The sequence below is a fragment of the Miniimonas sp. S16 genome (assembly GCF_057748195.1).
The window spans coordinates 1832721-1847622 of sequence record NZ_CM173242.1 but is presented as its reverse complement, the minus strand read 5'-3'; the positions used below and the strand labels follow the sequence as shown (position 1 = coordinate 1847622).

Here is a 14902-nt window from a genome sequence, read left to right as displayed (position 1 = left end):
GGAGAATGGACGGCGATGTCCGACCCCGCCGCCTCGACCGAGGCCACCTCCTCGCCCGAGCCCCGCCGTCGTCGGGGCTCGCGGCGCGGCGGCGCGCACGGCCGGGCGCACGGGACCCCCGGCGGCGAGCACCGCCGGGGCGGCGGGCCGCGGCGCGGACCGCTCCCGCCCACCCCCGAGCTGGTCGCCGCCCGCCTCGCGGCCGTCCCGACGATCAGCTTCCCGCCCCAGCTCCCGGTCACCGCGCGGCGCGATGACATCGCGGCCGCGATCCGCGACCACCAGGTCGTCGTCATCGCCGGTGAGACCGGATCGGGCAAGACCACGCAGATCCCGAAGATCTGCCTCGAGCTCGGCCGCGGCATCGCCGGGACGATCGGGCACACCCAGCCGCGCCGAATCGCCGCGCGCAGCGTGGCCGACCGCCTGGCGGAGGAGCTCGGCGTCGAGCTCGGCACGGCGGTGGGGTTCCAGGTGCGGTTCACCGACAAGGTGAGCGCGACCACGCTCATCAAGGTGATGACCGACGGCATCCTGCTCGCCGAGATCCAGCGGGACCCGGACCTCCTGCGCTACGACACGATCATCGTGGACGAGGCGCACGAGCGGTCCCTCAACATCGACTTCATCCTCGGCTACCTGCGTCGGCTGCTGCCGCGCCGCCCCGATCTCAAGGTCGTCATCACCTCCGCCACCATCGACTCCGAGCGCTTCGCGCGGCACTTCGCCCAACGTCCGGACGGTCGCGTGGTCCCTTGCGTGGGAGACGACGGCGAGCCCGCCCCGGTCATCGAGGTCACCGGGCGGACGTACCCGGTCGAGATCCGGTACCGCCCGCTCACGGCCGACCGGTACGAGGACGAGGACGACGACGACGGCGACGTGTCCGGCGGCGAGACCGGTACTGGTGCGCCGGCGCGGCCCTCCGCACGTCCGGACGCGCGCGGCTCGTCCGCACCGCCCGACCCGGCCGCCGAGGACCTGGACCAGCCGACGGCGATCTGCCGCGCGGTGGACGAGCTCCTCGCGCTCGGCCCCGGCGACGTGCTCGTGTTCTGCTCCGGCGAGCGCGAGATCCGCGACGCGACCGACGCGCTGCGCGACCACCTCGGCACCCGGTTCACCCACCCGGGCACGACGAACACCACACCGGGCGCCGTCGAGGTGCTGCCGTTGTACGCGCGGCTGTCCGCGGCCGAGCAGCACCGCGTGTTCGAGGACCACCGCTACCGGCGCGTGGTGATCTCGACCAACGTCGCCGAGACGTCGCTCACGGTGCCGGGCATCCGGTACGTCGTGGACACCGGCTACGCGCGCATCTCGCGCTACTCCGTCCGCACCAAGGTGCAGCGCCTGCCGATCGAGCCGGTCTCCCAGGCGAGCGCGAACCAGCGCTCGGGTCGGTGCGGGCGAGTCGCCGACGGCGTCGCGATCCGCCTCTACTCGGCCGAGGACTTCGCGAAGCGGCCCGAGTTCACCGAGCCGGAGATCCTGCGTACCTCGCTCGCGGCCGTCATCCTGCAGATGGCGGCGCTGGGGCTGGGGCGGATGGACCGGTTCCCCTTCGTCGAGCCGCCCGAGCTGCGGGCGGTACGCGACGGCGTCGCGCTCCTCACCGAGCTCGGCGCCATCGCGAGCGCAGCGGGTGGGGCGAGGAACGCCGCGCAGGCGACAGACAACGCCTCGCAGGCGACGGAAACCCTCTCGCGAAAGGACGAAGATCCTCTCGCGAACGGGGGGGCGGAGGAGGACGAGGACCCCAACAACCCCGGGGTCCGGCTCACCGAGGTGGGGCGCCGCCTCGCGCAGCTCCCGATCGACCCCCGCCTGGGCCGGATGCTGCTGGAGGCGGACCGGCTCGGCGTCGTCAACGAGGTGATGGTCATCGTCTCGGCGATGTCGGTGCAGGACGTGCGCGAGCGCCCGCAGGAGCGGGCCGAGCTCGCCGACGCGAGCCACCGCCGGTTCGCGCACGCCGACTCCGACGTGCTCGCGCTCGTCACGCTGTGGGACTACGTCTGCGACCAGCGCGACGTCCTCGGGTCCTCGGCGTTCCGCCGGATGTGCCGCACCGAGTTCCTGCACTTCCTGCGCATCCGCGAGTGGCAGGACGTGCACGGGCAGCTGCGCCAGCTCGCCGCCGCCATCGGCATCAAGCCCGAGCGGGTGAACCGGCTCGACGGCGCGGCGGAGCCCGGACTCGTGCGCCGCCGCCGGATCGACGCCGATGCCGTGCACCAGGCCGTGCTCGCCGGCCTGCTCAGCCACATCGGCTCGTGGGACGAGCGTCGCCGCGACTACGCCGGTGCGCGCGGCGCCCGGTTCGTCCCGTTCCCGGGCTCCTCGCTCGCGCGCAAGCCCCCCGCGTTCGTCATGGCGACCGAGCTCGTGGAGACCTCGCGCCTGTTCGGCCGCACGTGTGCGCGGATCCAGCCCGAGTGGGCGGAGACGCTGGGCGCCCACCTCGTCAAGCGCACGCACTCCGAGCCGTACTGGTCGAGCAAGCAGGGCGCCGCGATGTGCCACGAGAAGGTGCTGCTCTACGGCGTCACGCTGGTCGCGGACCGGATCGTGCCCTACGCCAAGGTCGACCCGGCGCTCGCTCGCGAGATGTTCATCCGGCATGCGCTGGTCGAGGACGGCTGGACCACGCACCACCGCTTCGCCGCCCGCAACCGCGAGCTGCGCGCCGAGGCCGAGGAGCTGGCCGAGCGCGTGCGACGGCGTGACCTGCTCGCCGACGACGAGGCGCTCGTCGACTTCTTCGACGAGCGACTGCCCGAGCACGTCACCACCGCGCGGGCGTTCGACGCGTGGTGGAAGGACCACCGGCGCGAAGAGCCCTACCTCCTCACCTACACGCTCGACCTGCTCGCCCCCGGCGCCTCGGGAGTAGACACCTCGGGCCTGCCCACCGTCTGGCGCCAGGCGCTCGCGGGCTCGGCCGAGCCGCTCGAGCTCCCGCTCACGTACCAGTTCACCCCCGGCGAGGAGGCCGACGGCGTCACCGTGCACGTGCCGCTCGCGGTCCTCCCGCGGCTGCGCCCGGACGGGTTCGACTGGCTCGTGCCGCAGCTCGTCCCCGAGCTCGCCACCGCGACGATCCGCGCCCTGCCCAAGCCGGTCCGCGTCCAGCTCGTCCCGGCACCGGACACCGCGGCGCGCGCCGTCGAGCACCTGCCGGACTGGCAGGAGGTGGCGCCCGCACCGCCCGGTGCGCCGTCGTTCGCCGAGGCGTTCGCGACGGCGCTGCGCCAGGTGCGCGACGTCGTCGTGCCCCCCGAGGCGTTCGAGGGCGTGCCCGAGAAGCTCCCCGCGCACCTGCGGATGACGTTCCGCGTCATCGGCGAGCGGGGTCAGGTGCTGGGCGCGGGCCAGGACCTCGCCTACCTCCAGCGGCGCCTCGCCGCGCAGTCCCAGTCCGCGGTGCAGAGCGCGGTGCGCCGTGCGCTGCGCGAGGCCGCCGCGCCGGCCACGCCGGCCACGCCGGCCACGAACGGGCGCGTCCGGACGGGCGGGGGTCCGGCCGCGGGCCCGGGCCCGGCCGCCCCGACGCCGCCGGGCACCGGGTTCACCACGGCGGACGCCGTCGAGCTCGCGCGGGTCTCCTCGTGGGAGGCGCTGCAGGGCCGCACCATTCCGACCGAGGTGAGCACCGTCGTCGGCGGCCTGGAGGTGCGCGGCTACCCGGCGCTCGTCGTCGAGGGCGACGGCACGGACCGCCGCGTCGCGCTGCGCGTGCTGGCCGACGCCGAGCGCGCCCCCGCCGCGCACGCCGCGGGCGTGCGCGCGCTGCTGCTCGCCGAGCTCGCGCTCGCCGAGAACCGCGTCACCTCGCGGTGGACGGGCCGGGAGGCGCTCACGCTCGCCTCGAGCCCGTACCGCACGACGGCGGAGCTCGTCCACGACGTGCAGGCGGCGGCGATCGCGCAGCTCACCACGGGGACGGACCTCGCGGCGGTGCGCGACGACGTCGCCTACCGCTCGCTGCGCGCCGACGTGCGCGAGCGGCTCGAGGACACGGTGTACGGCGTCGTCGCGCGGGTCGTGGACGCGCTGGTCGCGTTCCGCGAGCTCGAGGCGCAGGTGCGCGGGGCGTCCTCGGTCGCGCTGCTGGCCACGCTGCAGCAGATCCGGGCGCACGCCGCGAGGCTCGTGCACCCCGGTTTCGTCGGCTCGACCCCGCCCGAGCGGCTGCGGGACCTGCCGCGCTACCTGCGGGCCGACGGCATCCGGCTCGGCAAGGCGCAGGAGAACCCCGCGCGCGACGCGACCCTCGCGTGGGAGGTGACGCAGCTCGAGGACGCGCTCGCCGTCGTCGACGCCCCGACGCTCCCGCCCGTGCGGCGCGAGCGCGCCCGTGCGGTGCGCTGGCAGCTGGAGGAGCTGCGGGTGTCGCTGTTCGCCCAGCAGCTCGGGACGCGCGAGTCGGTCTCCGCCGCTCGGATCCGCAAGGCCATCGCCGCGGTCTAGCGGGGCCGGCCACGACCGGCCGAGCCGGACGCGCGAGCGCGGGTGCCGGGGGCGACCCCCGCCACCCGCGCTCGGATCGTTCTGGAGGCGCTGGTGCTGCTCGGTCCTACTGGCCGTTCGTGTCGATCTTCGCCTTCGCGGCGTCGGCGACCTTGTCGATCGTCGCGTCGTACTGGTCCGGCGCCTTGTCCTTGAGCAGGTTGGCCGCCTGATCGATCTTGTCCTCGGCGGCCTCCTCGCCGCCCAGCGCGTCCTTCGCCTTGTTCACGATGTCGTCAAGACCCACGATGACCTCCTCGTCCGGCGGGGGTGCGGGGCGCATCTCCCGTCCGCCGCGAGCCCAGGACCGTGCGGCCCGCAGCGCACCCCGGTCGGTCTCACCCGCCCAGCGGGACGGCCGCACTGCATGCGAGGCGCTGCATGAGGAAGCCGGTCTGCTGCTCGATCCACAGCCCGTCCTTGCCCGCTCCGGTGCCGTCGTCGTCGCTGGGGCGCCACTCGGGGTCGAACGCGGAGTCGGGGACGTACGCCACGCAGAGCCGCACCGACGACGGCGAGCGGGGCAGCGTGACCGCGCGGTCGCCGTCAAGATCCGTGAAGGACGCGAACGGGCGCTCCGCCATCAGCTCGCCCTCCTCGACCTCGCCGGCCACGAGCTCCGACACCTCGGAGTGCGGGGGGTACAGCCACTCGTGATCGGTGCGGACGGGGAAGAACGCGCGGACCACCGCCACACCCCCGCGCGTCGTGTCGTCCGGGACGGCGAGGCCTCGCTCCGAGCCACCGAGCCACACCGACTCGTGGCCACGATTCTCGAGGCGGTACGTGAACACCACCTCGTCCTCACGCACCTGCGTCTCGGCGGTGAGCACCACGTCGAGCGACGCGTCGCCCAGCTCGCTCACCGAGATCGGGCTCGGCACGCTCCGCGAGCAGGCCGCGACGAGGGCGCCGGCGGCGAGCGCGCCGAACGCGAGCGCCGCGCCGACCACCCGCCGTGATCGTCTCCCCGTCATCGGTAGCTCTCCCTCGTCGGCAGACCCATCTCCTCGCGCAGCCCGTTCTCCGTGACGTCGATCGGGTGGTCCGGATCGATGATCTCAGGGGTGGCCGGGTTGCCGTCGTGGTCGATGGGGAGGCCGGAGGCCTGTCGCTCGCCGACGCTGACATCGGGGTACCCGGGCCGTGGCGTGTCCCGGGTGTCCGAACCGGTGTAGGGGTCGCCGACGAAGGTGCCGTTCGCGTAGTCGTAGACGTGGGCGAGCTCGTGCTGCAGGACGACCACGGGCGGTGCCCCGCGGAAGTCGTCGATCGAGGGCAGGTACCGGACCGTGTCCACGTTGCCCTGGAACAGTCCGCCGTTGCTCGCCGTCGAGTTCTGGCCGAACGGCTGGTCGCTCGGCGGCTCCCACTCCCTGATCACGAGGGAGCTCTTGCCCATGCCCAGGAACCCCGACTCCTCGTACCGTTGCTCGAGGTTGGCCAGCAGCGCGGAGCCGGCGGGCGAGGACCCGAGGAGGTCGAGGTCGGCGCGCACTCGCGCAACGAACTCCGGCGATCCCTCGATCGTGATGTGCTCGAGGTCGGGCGGGAGCTCGACGGTGGTGTTGACCTCGTTGGTCGAGCCCTCGGCTCGGGCGTCGTCGATGCTCGTGTCGGTGCCCGTGCCACCGATGCTGACGTCGCGGCCGTGCCCGCCGTACGCCAGGTCGTCGCCCAGGCCGCCGTCGAGCGCGTCGTCCCCGCGGCCACCGGACAGGATGTCGTCGCCCTGGCCGCCGTCGAGCGCGTCGTCACCCTCGCCGCCCTCGAGGTAGTCCCTCCCGGTACCGCCCGAGAGAGCGTCGTCGCCGTCGAGGCCGTAGAGCGTGTCGTTGCCCGCGCCCCCGAAGACCGTGTCGTCACCCGCCTGGGCGTCGAGGTAGTCGTGGCCCGCGCCACCCGACACGTAGTCGGCACCACCGCCCGCGGTGACCTCGTCGTCGCCGCCGAGGCCGAAGATCCGGTCCTCACCGCCGCCCGAGCTGATCCGGTCGCGCCCGCTCCCACCCGTCACCGTGAACGCGATGGTCGAGTCCGTGGGCAGCGTGATGATGTCCTCACCCCCACCACCGCGTATCACGAGGTGCTTGCCGGCGGGGAGCCGGTAGGTCACGGGGTCACCCTCCACCACCGCGTTGTCGACGTACGTGTACGTCGTGACTGTCACGATCTGCTCGCCGGTGTCCGGGTCGATCGTCACGGTGATGCGCTCGTTGCCGTCGCCGCCGGAGAAGATCACCTGGCCGCCGACCACCACGACCCCCACGCGCTGGGTTCCGTCGCCCGGCCCGACGGGCACGTCGAAGGGAGCAGTGGCACCGTCGGCGACTGGACCCCAGTCGGCCACGAGGGACCGCCACACGGCAATCGCGGACCGCACGGTGGCGGAGTAGCCGAGGAGCGTGCCGGCGAGGGAGCTGCGCACGTCGGCCGCCGTGTCGGCCGCCGCCCGCGCGCGAGCGAGCTCCTCCTCGGTCTCGGTGGTGAACGTGATGCTGCCGTAGGGACCGTACGTCCGCGGGAGACTCATCACGCTCGCCCACGACGCGTCCAGCTGTCCCTGCGCGCTGCGGACGGCGCCTGCGGCGCTCTGCATCGCGGCGGCGACCCCGGCGGCCGTCTCGGACGCGGTGTCGAGACCCTCGAGGAGCGTCCGACGCACGACGTCGAAGGACTCCGCCGCCGCGCCCTCCCACTCCGACCGGGCGTCCTGACCGGCCAGCCGGTACGCCTCGGCGGCGGTGTCGAACGCCTGGCCTGCACTCGCCCACGCCGCGGCCGCACGGTCCAGCGCCACCGGATCGGCGTGCAGGTTCCAGGTGCCCTCGGTCATCGGACGCGGAACCTCTCTGCTGTGTCCTCGTCGGTGGTGGTGTAGGTGAACGCGCACGTGTACACCGCGTCCGAGACGTACTCGAGGGCTCCGGTCAGCGCTTCCGCCGCGGCCGACGCCGCCTCGGCGCAGGTTTCGTGATCGGTCACGAGGCCGGTGCCGCTCGGGAGGTCGCCCGCCGCGCGTCCGGCGGCGGCCGTGGACAGCGTCGCGAGCGCGGCTCGTTGGCTCTGCCACGCCACGGCGAGCGCAGCGGAGGCGTCGAGAATCTGACCGGCCGCCGTGCTCAGGACGGTGGGGGAGACGGTGACCATCCGGGCCTCCTCGGGGAGTGAACCGCGAAACGTAGCACACGCCGTCGGCGGGCTCGCCGCCCCTTGCGCGAGCTACGCCGCGCGGACCGCGAGCCGGTAGACCACGCTCTCCCACGGCCGCAGGGCGAGGTGCGCTCCGCCGTCGGGAACCGCGGCGTCGCCGTACGCGTCGGCGTGCGAGGCGACCAGCACGCTCGCCCCCTCGAGCACGACGGCGTCGCCCAGCTCCGCGGCGACGTCCACCTCGAGCGGTTCACCGCTCAGGTTCGCGACGACGAGCAGCGCCTCACGCGGTCCGCCCTCCGTCTCGAGGGTGCGGGTGAAGGCCCACAGCCGCTCGTGCTCCGGCGCGAGCAGCGCGAAGGCGCCGTCGATGACGAGGGCGGCCACGCCGTCGTCGATCCCGTCCTGCCCGGCCGCGGCGCCGCGCCGCAGGGCGACGAGGCGGCGGTAGTGGTGGAAAACCGAGTCCGAGTTCGCCCGCTCGGCCGCCGCGTTGATGCTCTCCCAGCCGGGCGCGAGCGAGAGCCACGGCGTTCCGGTGGTGAAGCCGGCGTTCGGGGAGTCGTCCCAGGCGACGGGCGTGCGCGCGTTGTCGCGGCTCATGTACGCCAGGCCCGCGAGCAGGCGCTCGGTGCTCATGCCCATGGTCTCGGCGTCGCCCGCGACGTTGAGCGACTCCAGGTCGCGGTACTGCGTCAGCGCGGTGAAGCCGGCGTTGCGCATGCCGAGCTCCTCACCCTGGTAGACGTACGGCGTGCCGCGGTGCAGGTGCAGGATCGTGCCGAGCGTCTTGGCGGAGGCGACCCGGTGCTCGCCGTCGTCGCCCCAGCGGCTCACGATCCGGGGCTGGTCGTGGTTGTTCCAGTACAGGGCGTTCCAGCCGGCCGTGGCGAGGCCGTCCTGCCAGCGCGCGAGGTTCGCCTTGAGGTCGGGCAGGTGCAGCGGGACCGGGTCGAACTTGCCGAGCACGCCGTGGTCCAGGCCCATGTGCTCGAACTGGAACACCATGTCCACCTCGCGCCGCTCGGGGTCGGTGTACAGCCGCGCCTCCTCGAGCGTGACCCCGGGCGTCTCGCCGACCGTGAGGTAGGTGCCGGGGAAGGGGTCGAACACCTCGCGATGCATCTCGGCGAGGAACTCGTGCATCCGCGGACCGTCGGTGTAGAACGGCGCACCGTTGCCCCAGCCGTCCGCGCGCGGTGCGCCGTCGGTCAGCTCGCCGTGCTCGCCGACGTGCTTGGAGATGAGGTTGATGACGTCCATCCGGAAGCCCGCGACCCCGCGCTCCAGCCACCAGCGCATCATCGCGTAGACGGCCTGGCGGACCTCGGGGTTCTCCCAGTCCAGGTCCGGCTGCTTGCGGGAGAACAGGTGCAGGTAGTACTCCCCGGTGGCCTCGTCGAGCTGCCACGTGCTGCCGGAGAAGAACGAGCCCCAGTTCGTCGGCTCGGCGCCGGGCGTGCCGGGCTCGAACCCCTCGCGGGCGGGGCGCCACCAGTACCAGTCGCGCTTGGGGTTGTCCCGGCTGGAGCGGCTCTCGGCGAACCACGCGTGCTCGTCGGAGGTGTGGTTGACCACGAGGTCCATGACGATGCCGATCTCGCGCTTCGCGGCCTCGGCGATGAGCTCGTCCATCGCGGCGAGGTCGCCGAACAGCGGGTCGACGTCGGTGTAGTCGGAGATGTCGTAGCCGTTGTCGTCCTGCGGCGAGCGATAGACGGGGCTGAGCCAGAGCACGTCCACGCCGAGCGCGGCGAGGTGGTCCAGGCGCGAGGTGATGCCGCGCAGGTCGCCCACGCCGTCGCCGTCGGAGTCGGCGAAGCTGCGCGGGTAGACCTGGTAGACGACCGAGCGGTGCCACCACGGGCGGTGCGTGCCGGCGTGACCCGCGCGGCGCTCGCGGCGGGTGGTCTCCGGCTGGTCGGGCGTGCCGCTGGTCTCGTCCATGCTCGGATCATGGCACCGACCGGCCGCCGCGAGGTCCTCGGGCGTGTCCACGTCGAGGCTCGCGCCGCCGCGATCGGGCACGCGCTCGAGCTCCAGGCGTGCCAGCGCCGCGCGCAGCGACGCCCCCTCCAGCGTGCCGCGCTCGGCCCGCACGGCGTCGATCGCCGCCCGCAGCGGCCCGACGGCGTAGCGCCCCGCGAGCCACTGGGTGCGGCCCGCGGCGTCGACCACGGCACGGCCCGCGCCGGGTGCGGCGGGGTCGGATCTCTCGGCCTCGTTCTCGAGCAGCAGCTCCAGCAGCGCGGGCGAGCGAGGCAGGTCGCATGCCAGGAGGACGACCTCGTGCTCGCCGTCGGGCACGAGGTCGAGGCCGGCCGCCACGGCGGCGAGCGGACCCGCGAACGGCGGGTCCTCGCGCGTCACCCGCACGCCGGGCCGCGTGGCGCGGTCGGGCGACGGCGGGTCACCCACCACGACGACGTCGCGCACCCCGGCTGCGGCCAGGGCGTCGAGCACGCCGTCCAGGAGCGCGACGCCGCCCACCCGCAGCGCCGCCTTCGACACCCCGCCCAGGCGCGAGCCGCGCCCGCCGGACAGGACGACGGCGCTCAGGCCTCGCCCGTGCGCCGCCACTCGCCCGACTTCCCGCCGGTCTTCGCCTCGAGCCGCACCTCGCCGATCCACGTGTGTTTGTCCAGGCCCTTGACCATGTCCAGGAGAGCGAGCGCGGCGACGGACACCGCGGTGAGCGCCTCCATCTCGACGCCGGTCCGGTCGGCCGTGCGCACCGTCGCGGCGACGCGCACGCCCTCGTCGGTGAGGTCGAGGTCGACCGCGGCGCCGTGCACGCCGATCACGTGCGCGAGCGGCAGCAGCTCGGCGCACCGCTTCGCGCCCGCGATCCCCGCGATGCGCGCGACGGCGAACGCGTCACCCTTGGGCACGTCACCCGCCCGGAGCGCACGCACGACGGCGGGCGAGCAGTGCACGAACCCGGTCGCCGTCGCGGAGCGCACGGTGGGCGACTTCTCGGTGACGTCGACCATCCGCGCGTGCCCGGCGGCGTCCAGGTGGGTGAGCTGGTGGGAGGCCGTCGGGGCCGGCTGGGGGGACGGGTCAGGCACGGGCGGGCTCCAGGGAGGTGAGGACGACGTCGACGACGTCGCCGGGGGCGACCGGCGCACCGCCGCGGGCCGCCTGGTCCGCGGTGGGCACGATCGCGTAGCCGTTCGCGAGCGCGAGGCTCGCGACGAGGTTGGACCGCGAGCCGAGCGCTGCGGCGGGGGAGACGAGCAGGCCGCCCGCCTCGCCCGGATCGCCGGGGCCGGCGGGCCGGATCCGGGCCGGCAGGTACTGGTCGCGCCCGCCGGGTGTGCGCCAGCCGGTCTCGACCACGGCGCGCAGGCGCGGAGGCGTGACGACGTGGTCGGGCGCCCCCGCCATCGTCAGCAGCGCGGGCCGGACGAACACGTGGAACGAGACCCAGGCGCTGACCGGGTTGCCGGGCAGCCCGAACACGAGCGCGCCGTCGCGCTCCGGCCCGGCGGGATCGCCGAGCCCGTGGTCCGGCGGCTCGCCGAACCGGCCGAACGCCTGCGGCTTGCCGGGCTGCATCGCCACCGACACGAACCGCACCCGGTCCGAGCCCGCGAAGGCCTGCTTGACCGGGTCGAACGCCCCCTGGCTCACGCCGCCGGTCAGCAGGATCACGTGGGGCCGGGCGCCGCACTGCGCGGTCGCACCGAGCACACGCGCGCGCACCTCGGCCGCGTCGTCGCGCACGCGACGCACCCCCTGCAGCTCCCCGCCCGCCTCGCGCACCAGCTGCGCGAGGAGCAGGGAGTTGGAGTCCGGGATCGCGCCACGCCTCAGCGGGGCGCCGGGCGCCGCGAGCTCGTCGCCGGTCGAGATCACGGTGACCCGTGGCCGCTCGCGCAGCCAGACGCGCGTGACTCCGGCCGAGACGAGGGCCGCGAGCACCGGGCCGGTCACCAGCGTCCCCGCGGGGACGAGGAGGTCCCCGGGCCGCCGGTCCTCGCCCGCGCGGCGCACGTGCATGCCGGGCGTCGGCGCGCGCAGCACCGTGACGGTGTCCGCGAGCGGCGCGACCGGGTCCGTCCGGTCGGTGTGCTCGAGCTGCACGACGGCGTCGCTCGCGCTGGGCAGCGGTGCTCCCGTCATGATCCGGGCCGCCTCGCCGGGGCCGAGCGCCGGGTCGAGGGCGGAGCCTGCGGGCAGGTCGGCGACGATCCGCAGGGTCACGGGATGCTCGGGCGAGGCGTCCGCGACGTCCGCGTGGTGCACGGCGTAGCCGTCCATCGCCGAGTTGTCCCACGGCGGCACCGCGATCGCCGCGCTGACGTCGCGGGCCAGGCGCCGGCCCGGGGCGTCGAGGACGTCGACCTCGAGCTCGCGGACCAGTCCGGTGCGGGACAGGACGTGCGCGAGGTGGTGGGCGACCGGGACGAGGCCCGGTCGGCCGGCGTCGTGCCCCGCGGGTGCGTGCGGTGCGTGCACCCTCAGCGCTTGCCGCCGCCGAGGAGCCCGTCGAGGAGGCCGCCGGCGCCACCTCTCCCGAGGACCCCGCCGAGCACGTCGCCCACGTCGCCGAGGCCCGAGGACTGCGCGGATCCGCCGCCGCCGAGCCCACCGAGCAGTCCGCCGAGGACGTCACCGATCCCGCCGTGCGCCGCGGTGCCGTTTCCCGCCGAGCCCGCCGGACCGGCGGAGGACGGGGAGTGGCCGAAGATCTGCTCGAGCACGCCGCTCATCGCCCCGGGGCCGGTGACGCCGCTCCCCGACTCGCCCGAGTCGCCGGAGCCACCGGTGAGGCGCCGCGCGAGGAAGGCGAGCACGATCGGCGCGAGCATCGGCAGGATCCGCCGCACGAGGCCGCTCTCCTGGCGGCCCGGGGCGCTGCCGAGCGCGGTGACGACGTCGTCGGTGCGCGTGCCGAAGATGTTGCGGACGATCTTCTCGCCGTCGGCCTCGTCGACGTCCGCGAGGCGGACCCCGCGCGGGCCCGCGTTCGCCACCAGCGAGGTGTCCTTCGTGCCGAGGGCCGACAGCAGCGAGGCGGCGCCGGCGGGGTCCTGGACGTTCGCCTCGAGCCCGCCGAGGAGGGCGGGCAGCGCGGCCGCGACGCCGTCGCGCGCCGTCGCCTCGTCCACGCCCAGCCGGTCGGCGATCTGGTCGACGGGGATGACCGCGAGCAGCTGCGTGATGTCGGACATGACCTTCCTCTCCGGCGCGCACCTCGTCGGGCTCACCTGTCGGTGGTGAGCGTAGTCGTCGGCGCTCAGGTCCGAGGGCGCATCCGGGCGACGTCGTCGGGCGACAGCGCGGCGACGTCGCGGTCGAGGCCGGCCAGGGTGCGCGCGGCCCGCGCCGCACGGACACCGGCCGCGCAGTACGTGGCGAGCGGCACGCCGTCGGGCACGCCGGCCTCGCGCAGGAGCGCGGCGGCGGCCCCCGGACCGGTGCGCGCGGCCTGCTCGAGCGCGCTGACGGGCACGTTGACCGCACCGAACAGGGCGTCGACGGCGAACTCGGCCGGTTCGCGCACGTCCAGGAGGGTCCGGCCCAGGAGGTCGGTGGCAGGGGGGTTCGCGGCGGGCTCGGCGGGGTTGCTCGCCGTCGGGACCGTCGCCCTCGCGAGCCCCGACGGCGGCGCACCGGTTCCCGCGAAGGCCACGTCGTGCACGCGCATGGTGGCGGCGTCCACCACGGCGACCCGCCCGAGAAGGACGTCGCCGAACCCGACGAGGAGCTTGATCGCCTCCATCGCCATCATCGAGCCGACGATCCCGCACAGCGGGCCGAGCACACCCGCCTCGGCGCACGAGGGCACCGATCCGGGCGGCGGCGGGGCGGGAAAGAGGTCGCGCAGGGTGACGGGGGCGACGTCGCCGGGCGGGTGGGACCAGAACACCGACACCTGACCGTCCAGGCGCAGGATCGAGCCCCACACGAGCGGGACGCCGAGGTCCGCGCAGGCGTCGGCGACGACATAGCGCGTGGCGAACGTGTCGGTGCCGTCGAGGACGACGTCGTAGCCGCGCAGGACCTCGGTCGCGGACCGCTCGTCGATCCATACCTCATGCTCCTCGATCACGACGGCGGGGTTGTGCTCGCGCAGGCGGCGTGCGGCGTGCTGCACCTTGCGCTCGCCGATGCTCGCCTCGGCGTGCAGGACCTGGCGGTGGAGGTTCGAGCGGTCGACCACGTCGTCGTCGACGATCCCGATCGTGCCGACGCCGGCGGCCGCGAGGTAGGCCAGCACGGGCGAACCGAGGCCGCCCGCCCCGATCACGAGGACGCGCGCGGCGGCGAGGCGGCGCTGCCCGGACTCGCCCAGCTCGGGCAGCAGCGTCTGGCGGGCGGTGCGCTCGCGCTCGGCCGCCGTGAGCGGCGGACCGGGGTCGACGAGCGGAGGCAGGTGCACGCGACCAGGGTAGGTCGCCCCGCCCGGGGACCTTCCGCCTGCCGCCGGGCCGGCGTCGGGCGGAGAATGGGGCCATGGTCGGTGCCGGCAGCTCCGCGAGCCTTCTCGCGTCGCCCAGCCGCGTGCAGCTCCTCCACCTGCTGCAGCAGGGCGGTCGCAGCACCATCGACGTGCTCGCCCGGGCCACCGGCCTGCACCAGAACACCGTGCGCGAGCACCTCGCGCGGCTCGCCGAGGGCGGCTTCGTGGTGAGCGAGCCGGAGGTGCGCAGCACTCGCGGCCGGCCCCGGATCGTCTACCGCACGACGCGCCCCGCTGACGTGCGAGAGGACCCCGAGGCCGCTCGACGTCTCGCGCAGGCGGCCCTGACGAGCGCGCTCGTGCGCGCGTTCGGCCCCGACGACCACAGCGGGGCCGCGGAGCGAGCGGGCCGCGAGGTGGGCGCCGCGCTGTCGATCCGGGAGGCGGACTCCACGCAGGACCTGGACGCCGGGCCGCCCGACCGGGAGCTGCTCGCGCTCGAGGCGCACCTCGACGGCTTCGGGTTCGACCCGGTGCTCGTCCCGGACGACCTGGGGGGTGGCGCAGGCGACGGGCGGAGCGGCGAGGACCGCGACGAGCAGCGCGTCGAGGAGCGCGCGACCTTCGAGCTGTGGCGGTGCCCGTTCCTCGTCCTCGCGCTCGAACGGCCCGACGTCGTGTGCTCGGTCCACGCCGGGCTCGCCCAGGGCGTCCTCGACCAGGCCGGCACCCGGTGGCAGGTCGACCGGCTCACCCCGTTCGTGTCGCCCGAGCACTGCACGCTCGCGCTGTGCCGCCGACACGCCGGGTCCTGAGGTCTCACGC

11 protein-coding genes and 1 pseudogene are annotated in these 14902 nt (G+C 74.9%); 2 read left to right on the top strand and 10 right to left on the bottom strand.

From position 1 onward, the window contains the following. Nucleotides 1-15 precede the first annotated feature (15 nt). On the top strand, nt 16-4473 hold the full coding sequence (locus AC3AQ1_RS07985; protein WP_234417887.1) for a DUF3418 domain-containing protein: 4458 nt from the start codon (nt 16-18) through the stop codon (nt 4471-4473). Nucleotides 4474-4579: 106 nt separating this feature from the next. Here AC3AQ1_RS07985 and AC3AQ1_RS07980 read toward each other — a convergent pair whose 3' ends face one another. From AC3AQ1_RS07980 to AC3AQ1_RS07935, 10 genes and pseudogenes are all read right to left on the bottom strand, one after another. After that, nucleotides 4580-4759: an Rv0909 family putative TA system antitoxin gene (locus AC3AQ1_RS07980; protein ID WP_108720074.1), complete on the bottom strand. Its 180-nt coding sequence runs from the start codon at nt 4757-4759 to the stop codon at nt 4580-4582. 91 nt (nt 4760-4850) lie between these two features. Next, complete coding sequence (locus AC3AQ1_RS07975; protein WP_159096442.1) at nt 4851-5489, bottom strand: hypothetical protein; 639 nt, start codon at nt 5487-5489, stop codon at nt 4851-4853. Continuing rightward, nucleotides 5486-7348, bottom strand: a complete 1863-nt coding sequence (locus tag AC3AQ1_RS07970) for a M91 family zinc metallopeptidase (protein ID WP_108718551.1) — start codon at nt 7346-7348, stop codon at nt 5486-5488. The genes AC3AQ1_RS07975 and AC3AQ1_RS07970 overlap by 4 nt, the downstream gene beginning before the upstream one ends. Then, nucleotides 7345-7662: a hypothetical protein gene (locus tag AC3AQ1_RS07965; protein WP_108718550.1), complete on the bottom strand. Its 318-nt coding sequence runs from the start codon at nt 7660-7662 to the stop codon at nt 7345-7347. Before AC3AQ1_RS07965 ends, AC3AQ1_RS07970 begins: the two co-directional genes overlap by 4 nt. Before the next feature lie 72 nt (nt 7663-7734). Continuing rightward, a complete protein-coding gene (locus AC3AQ1_RS07960) occupies nt 7735-9612 on the bottom strand; it encodes a glycoside hydrolase family 13 protein (protein ID WP_370445353.1) in 1878 nt (625 codons plus the stop codon). Nucleotides 9613-9807: 195 nt separating this feature from the next. Further along, nucleotides 9808-10176 (bottom strand): annotated as a pseudogene (locus AC3AQ1_RS07955) (NTP transferase domain-containing protein); the annotation flags it as partial. A gap of 44 nt (nt 10177-10220) precedes the next feature. Beyond that, nucleotides 10221-10658 (bottom strand): cyclic pyranopterin monophosphate synthase MoaC, encoded by a 438-nt coding sequence (gene moaC, locus AC3AQ1_RS07950; RefSeq protein WP_108720073.1) that lies wholly within the window; start codon nt 10656-10658, stop codon nt 10221-10223. A gap of 70 nt (nt 10659-10728) precedes the next feature. Further along, nucleotides 10729-12129: a molybdopterin molybdotransferase MoeA gene (locus tag AC3AQ1_RS07945; protein WP_234417886.1), complete on the bottom strand. Its 1401-nt coding sequence runs from the start codon at nt 12127-12129 to the stop codon at nt 10729-10731. 2 nt (nt 12130-12131) lie between these two features. Beyond that, the gene (locus AC3AQ1_RS07940; protein WP_108718548.1) at nt 12132-12845 is read right to left on the bottom strand and encodes a DUF937 domain-containing protein; all 714 of its coding nucleotides are present in this window, start codon (nt 12843-12845) and stop codon (nt 12132-12134) included. A 65-nt stretch (nt 12846-12910) separates the two neighbouring features. Then, entirely contained in the window at nt 12911-14056 is a 1146-nt protein-coding gene (locus tag AC3AQ1_RS07935; RefSeq protein WP_108718547.1) for a ThiF family adenylyltransferase, read from the bottom strand. Nucleotides 14057-14130: 74 nt separating this feature from the next. Between AC3AQ1_RS07935 and AC3AQ1_RS07930 the strand changes: the two genes are divergently transcribed. Beyond that, nucleotides 14131-14892: a helix-turn-helix transcriptional regulator gene (locus AC3AQ1_RS07930; protein WP_108718546.1), complete on the top strand. Its 762-nt coding sequence runs from the start codon at nt 14131-14133 to the stop codon at nt 14890-14892. The last annotated feature ends 10 nt before the right edge of the window (nt 14893-14902 follow it).

Excerpts from the sequence above, each read along its gene's own strand:
- AC3AQ1_RS07965 (WP_108718550.1), bottom strand. The coding sequence starts at position 7,662 with ATGGTCACCGTCTCCCCCACCGTCCTGAGCACGGCGGCCGGTCAGATT.
- AC3AQ1_RS07985 (WP_234417887.1), top strand. The coding sequence starts at position 16 with ATGTCCGACCCCGCCGCCTCGACCGAGGCCACCTCCTCGCCCGAGCCC.
- AC3AQ1_RS07940 (WP_108718548.1), bottom strand. The coding sequence starts at position 12,845 with ATGTCCGACATCACGCAGCTGCTCGCGGTCATCCCCGTCGACCAGATC.
- moaC (WP_108720073.1), bottom strand. The coding sequence starts at position 10,658 with ATGGTCGACGTCACCGAGAAGTCGCCCACCGTGCGCTCCGCGACGGCG.
- AC3AQ1_RS07960 (WP_370445353.1), bottom strand. The coding sequence starts at position 9,612 with ATGGACGAGACCAGCGGCACGCCCGACCAGCCGGAGACCACCCGCCGC.
- AC3AQ1_RS07930 (WP_108718546.1), top strand. The coding sequence starts at position 14,131 with ATGGTCGGTGCCGGCAGCTCCGCGAGCCTTCTCGCGTCGCCCAGCCGC.
- AC3AQ1_RS07975 (WP_159096442.1), bottom strand. The coding sequence starts at position 5,489 with ATGACGGGGAGACGATCACGGCGGGTGGTCGGCGCGGCGCTCGCGTTC.
- AC3AQ1_RS07970 (WP_108718551.1), bottom strand. The coding sequence starts at position 7,348 with ATGACCGAGGGCACCTGGAACCTGCACGCCGATCCGGTGGCGCTGGAC.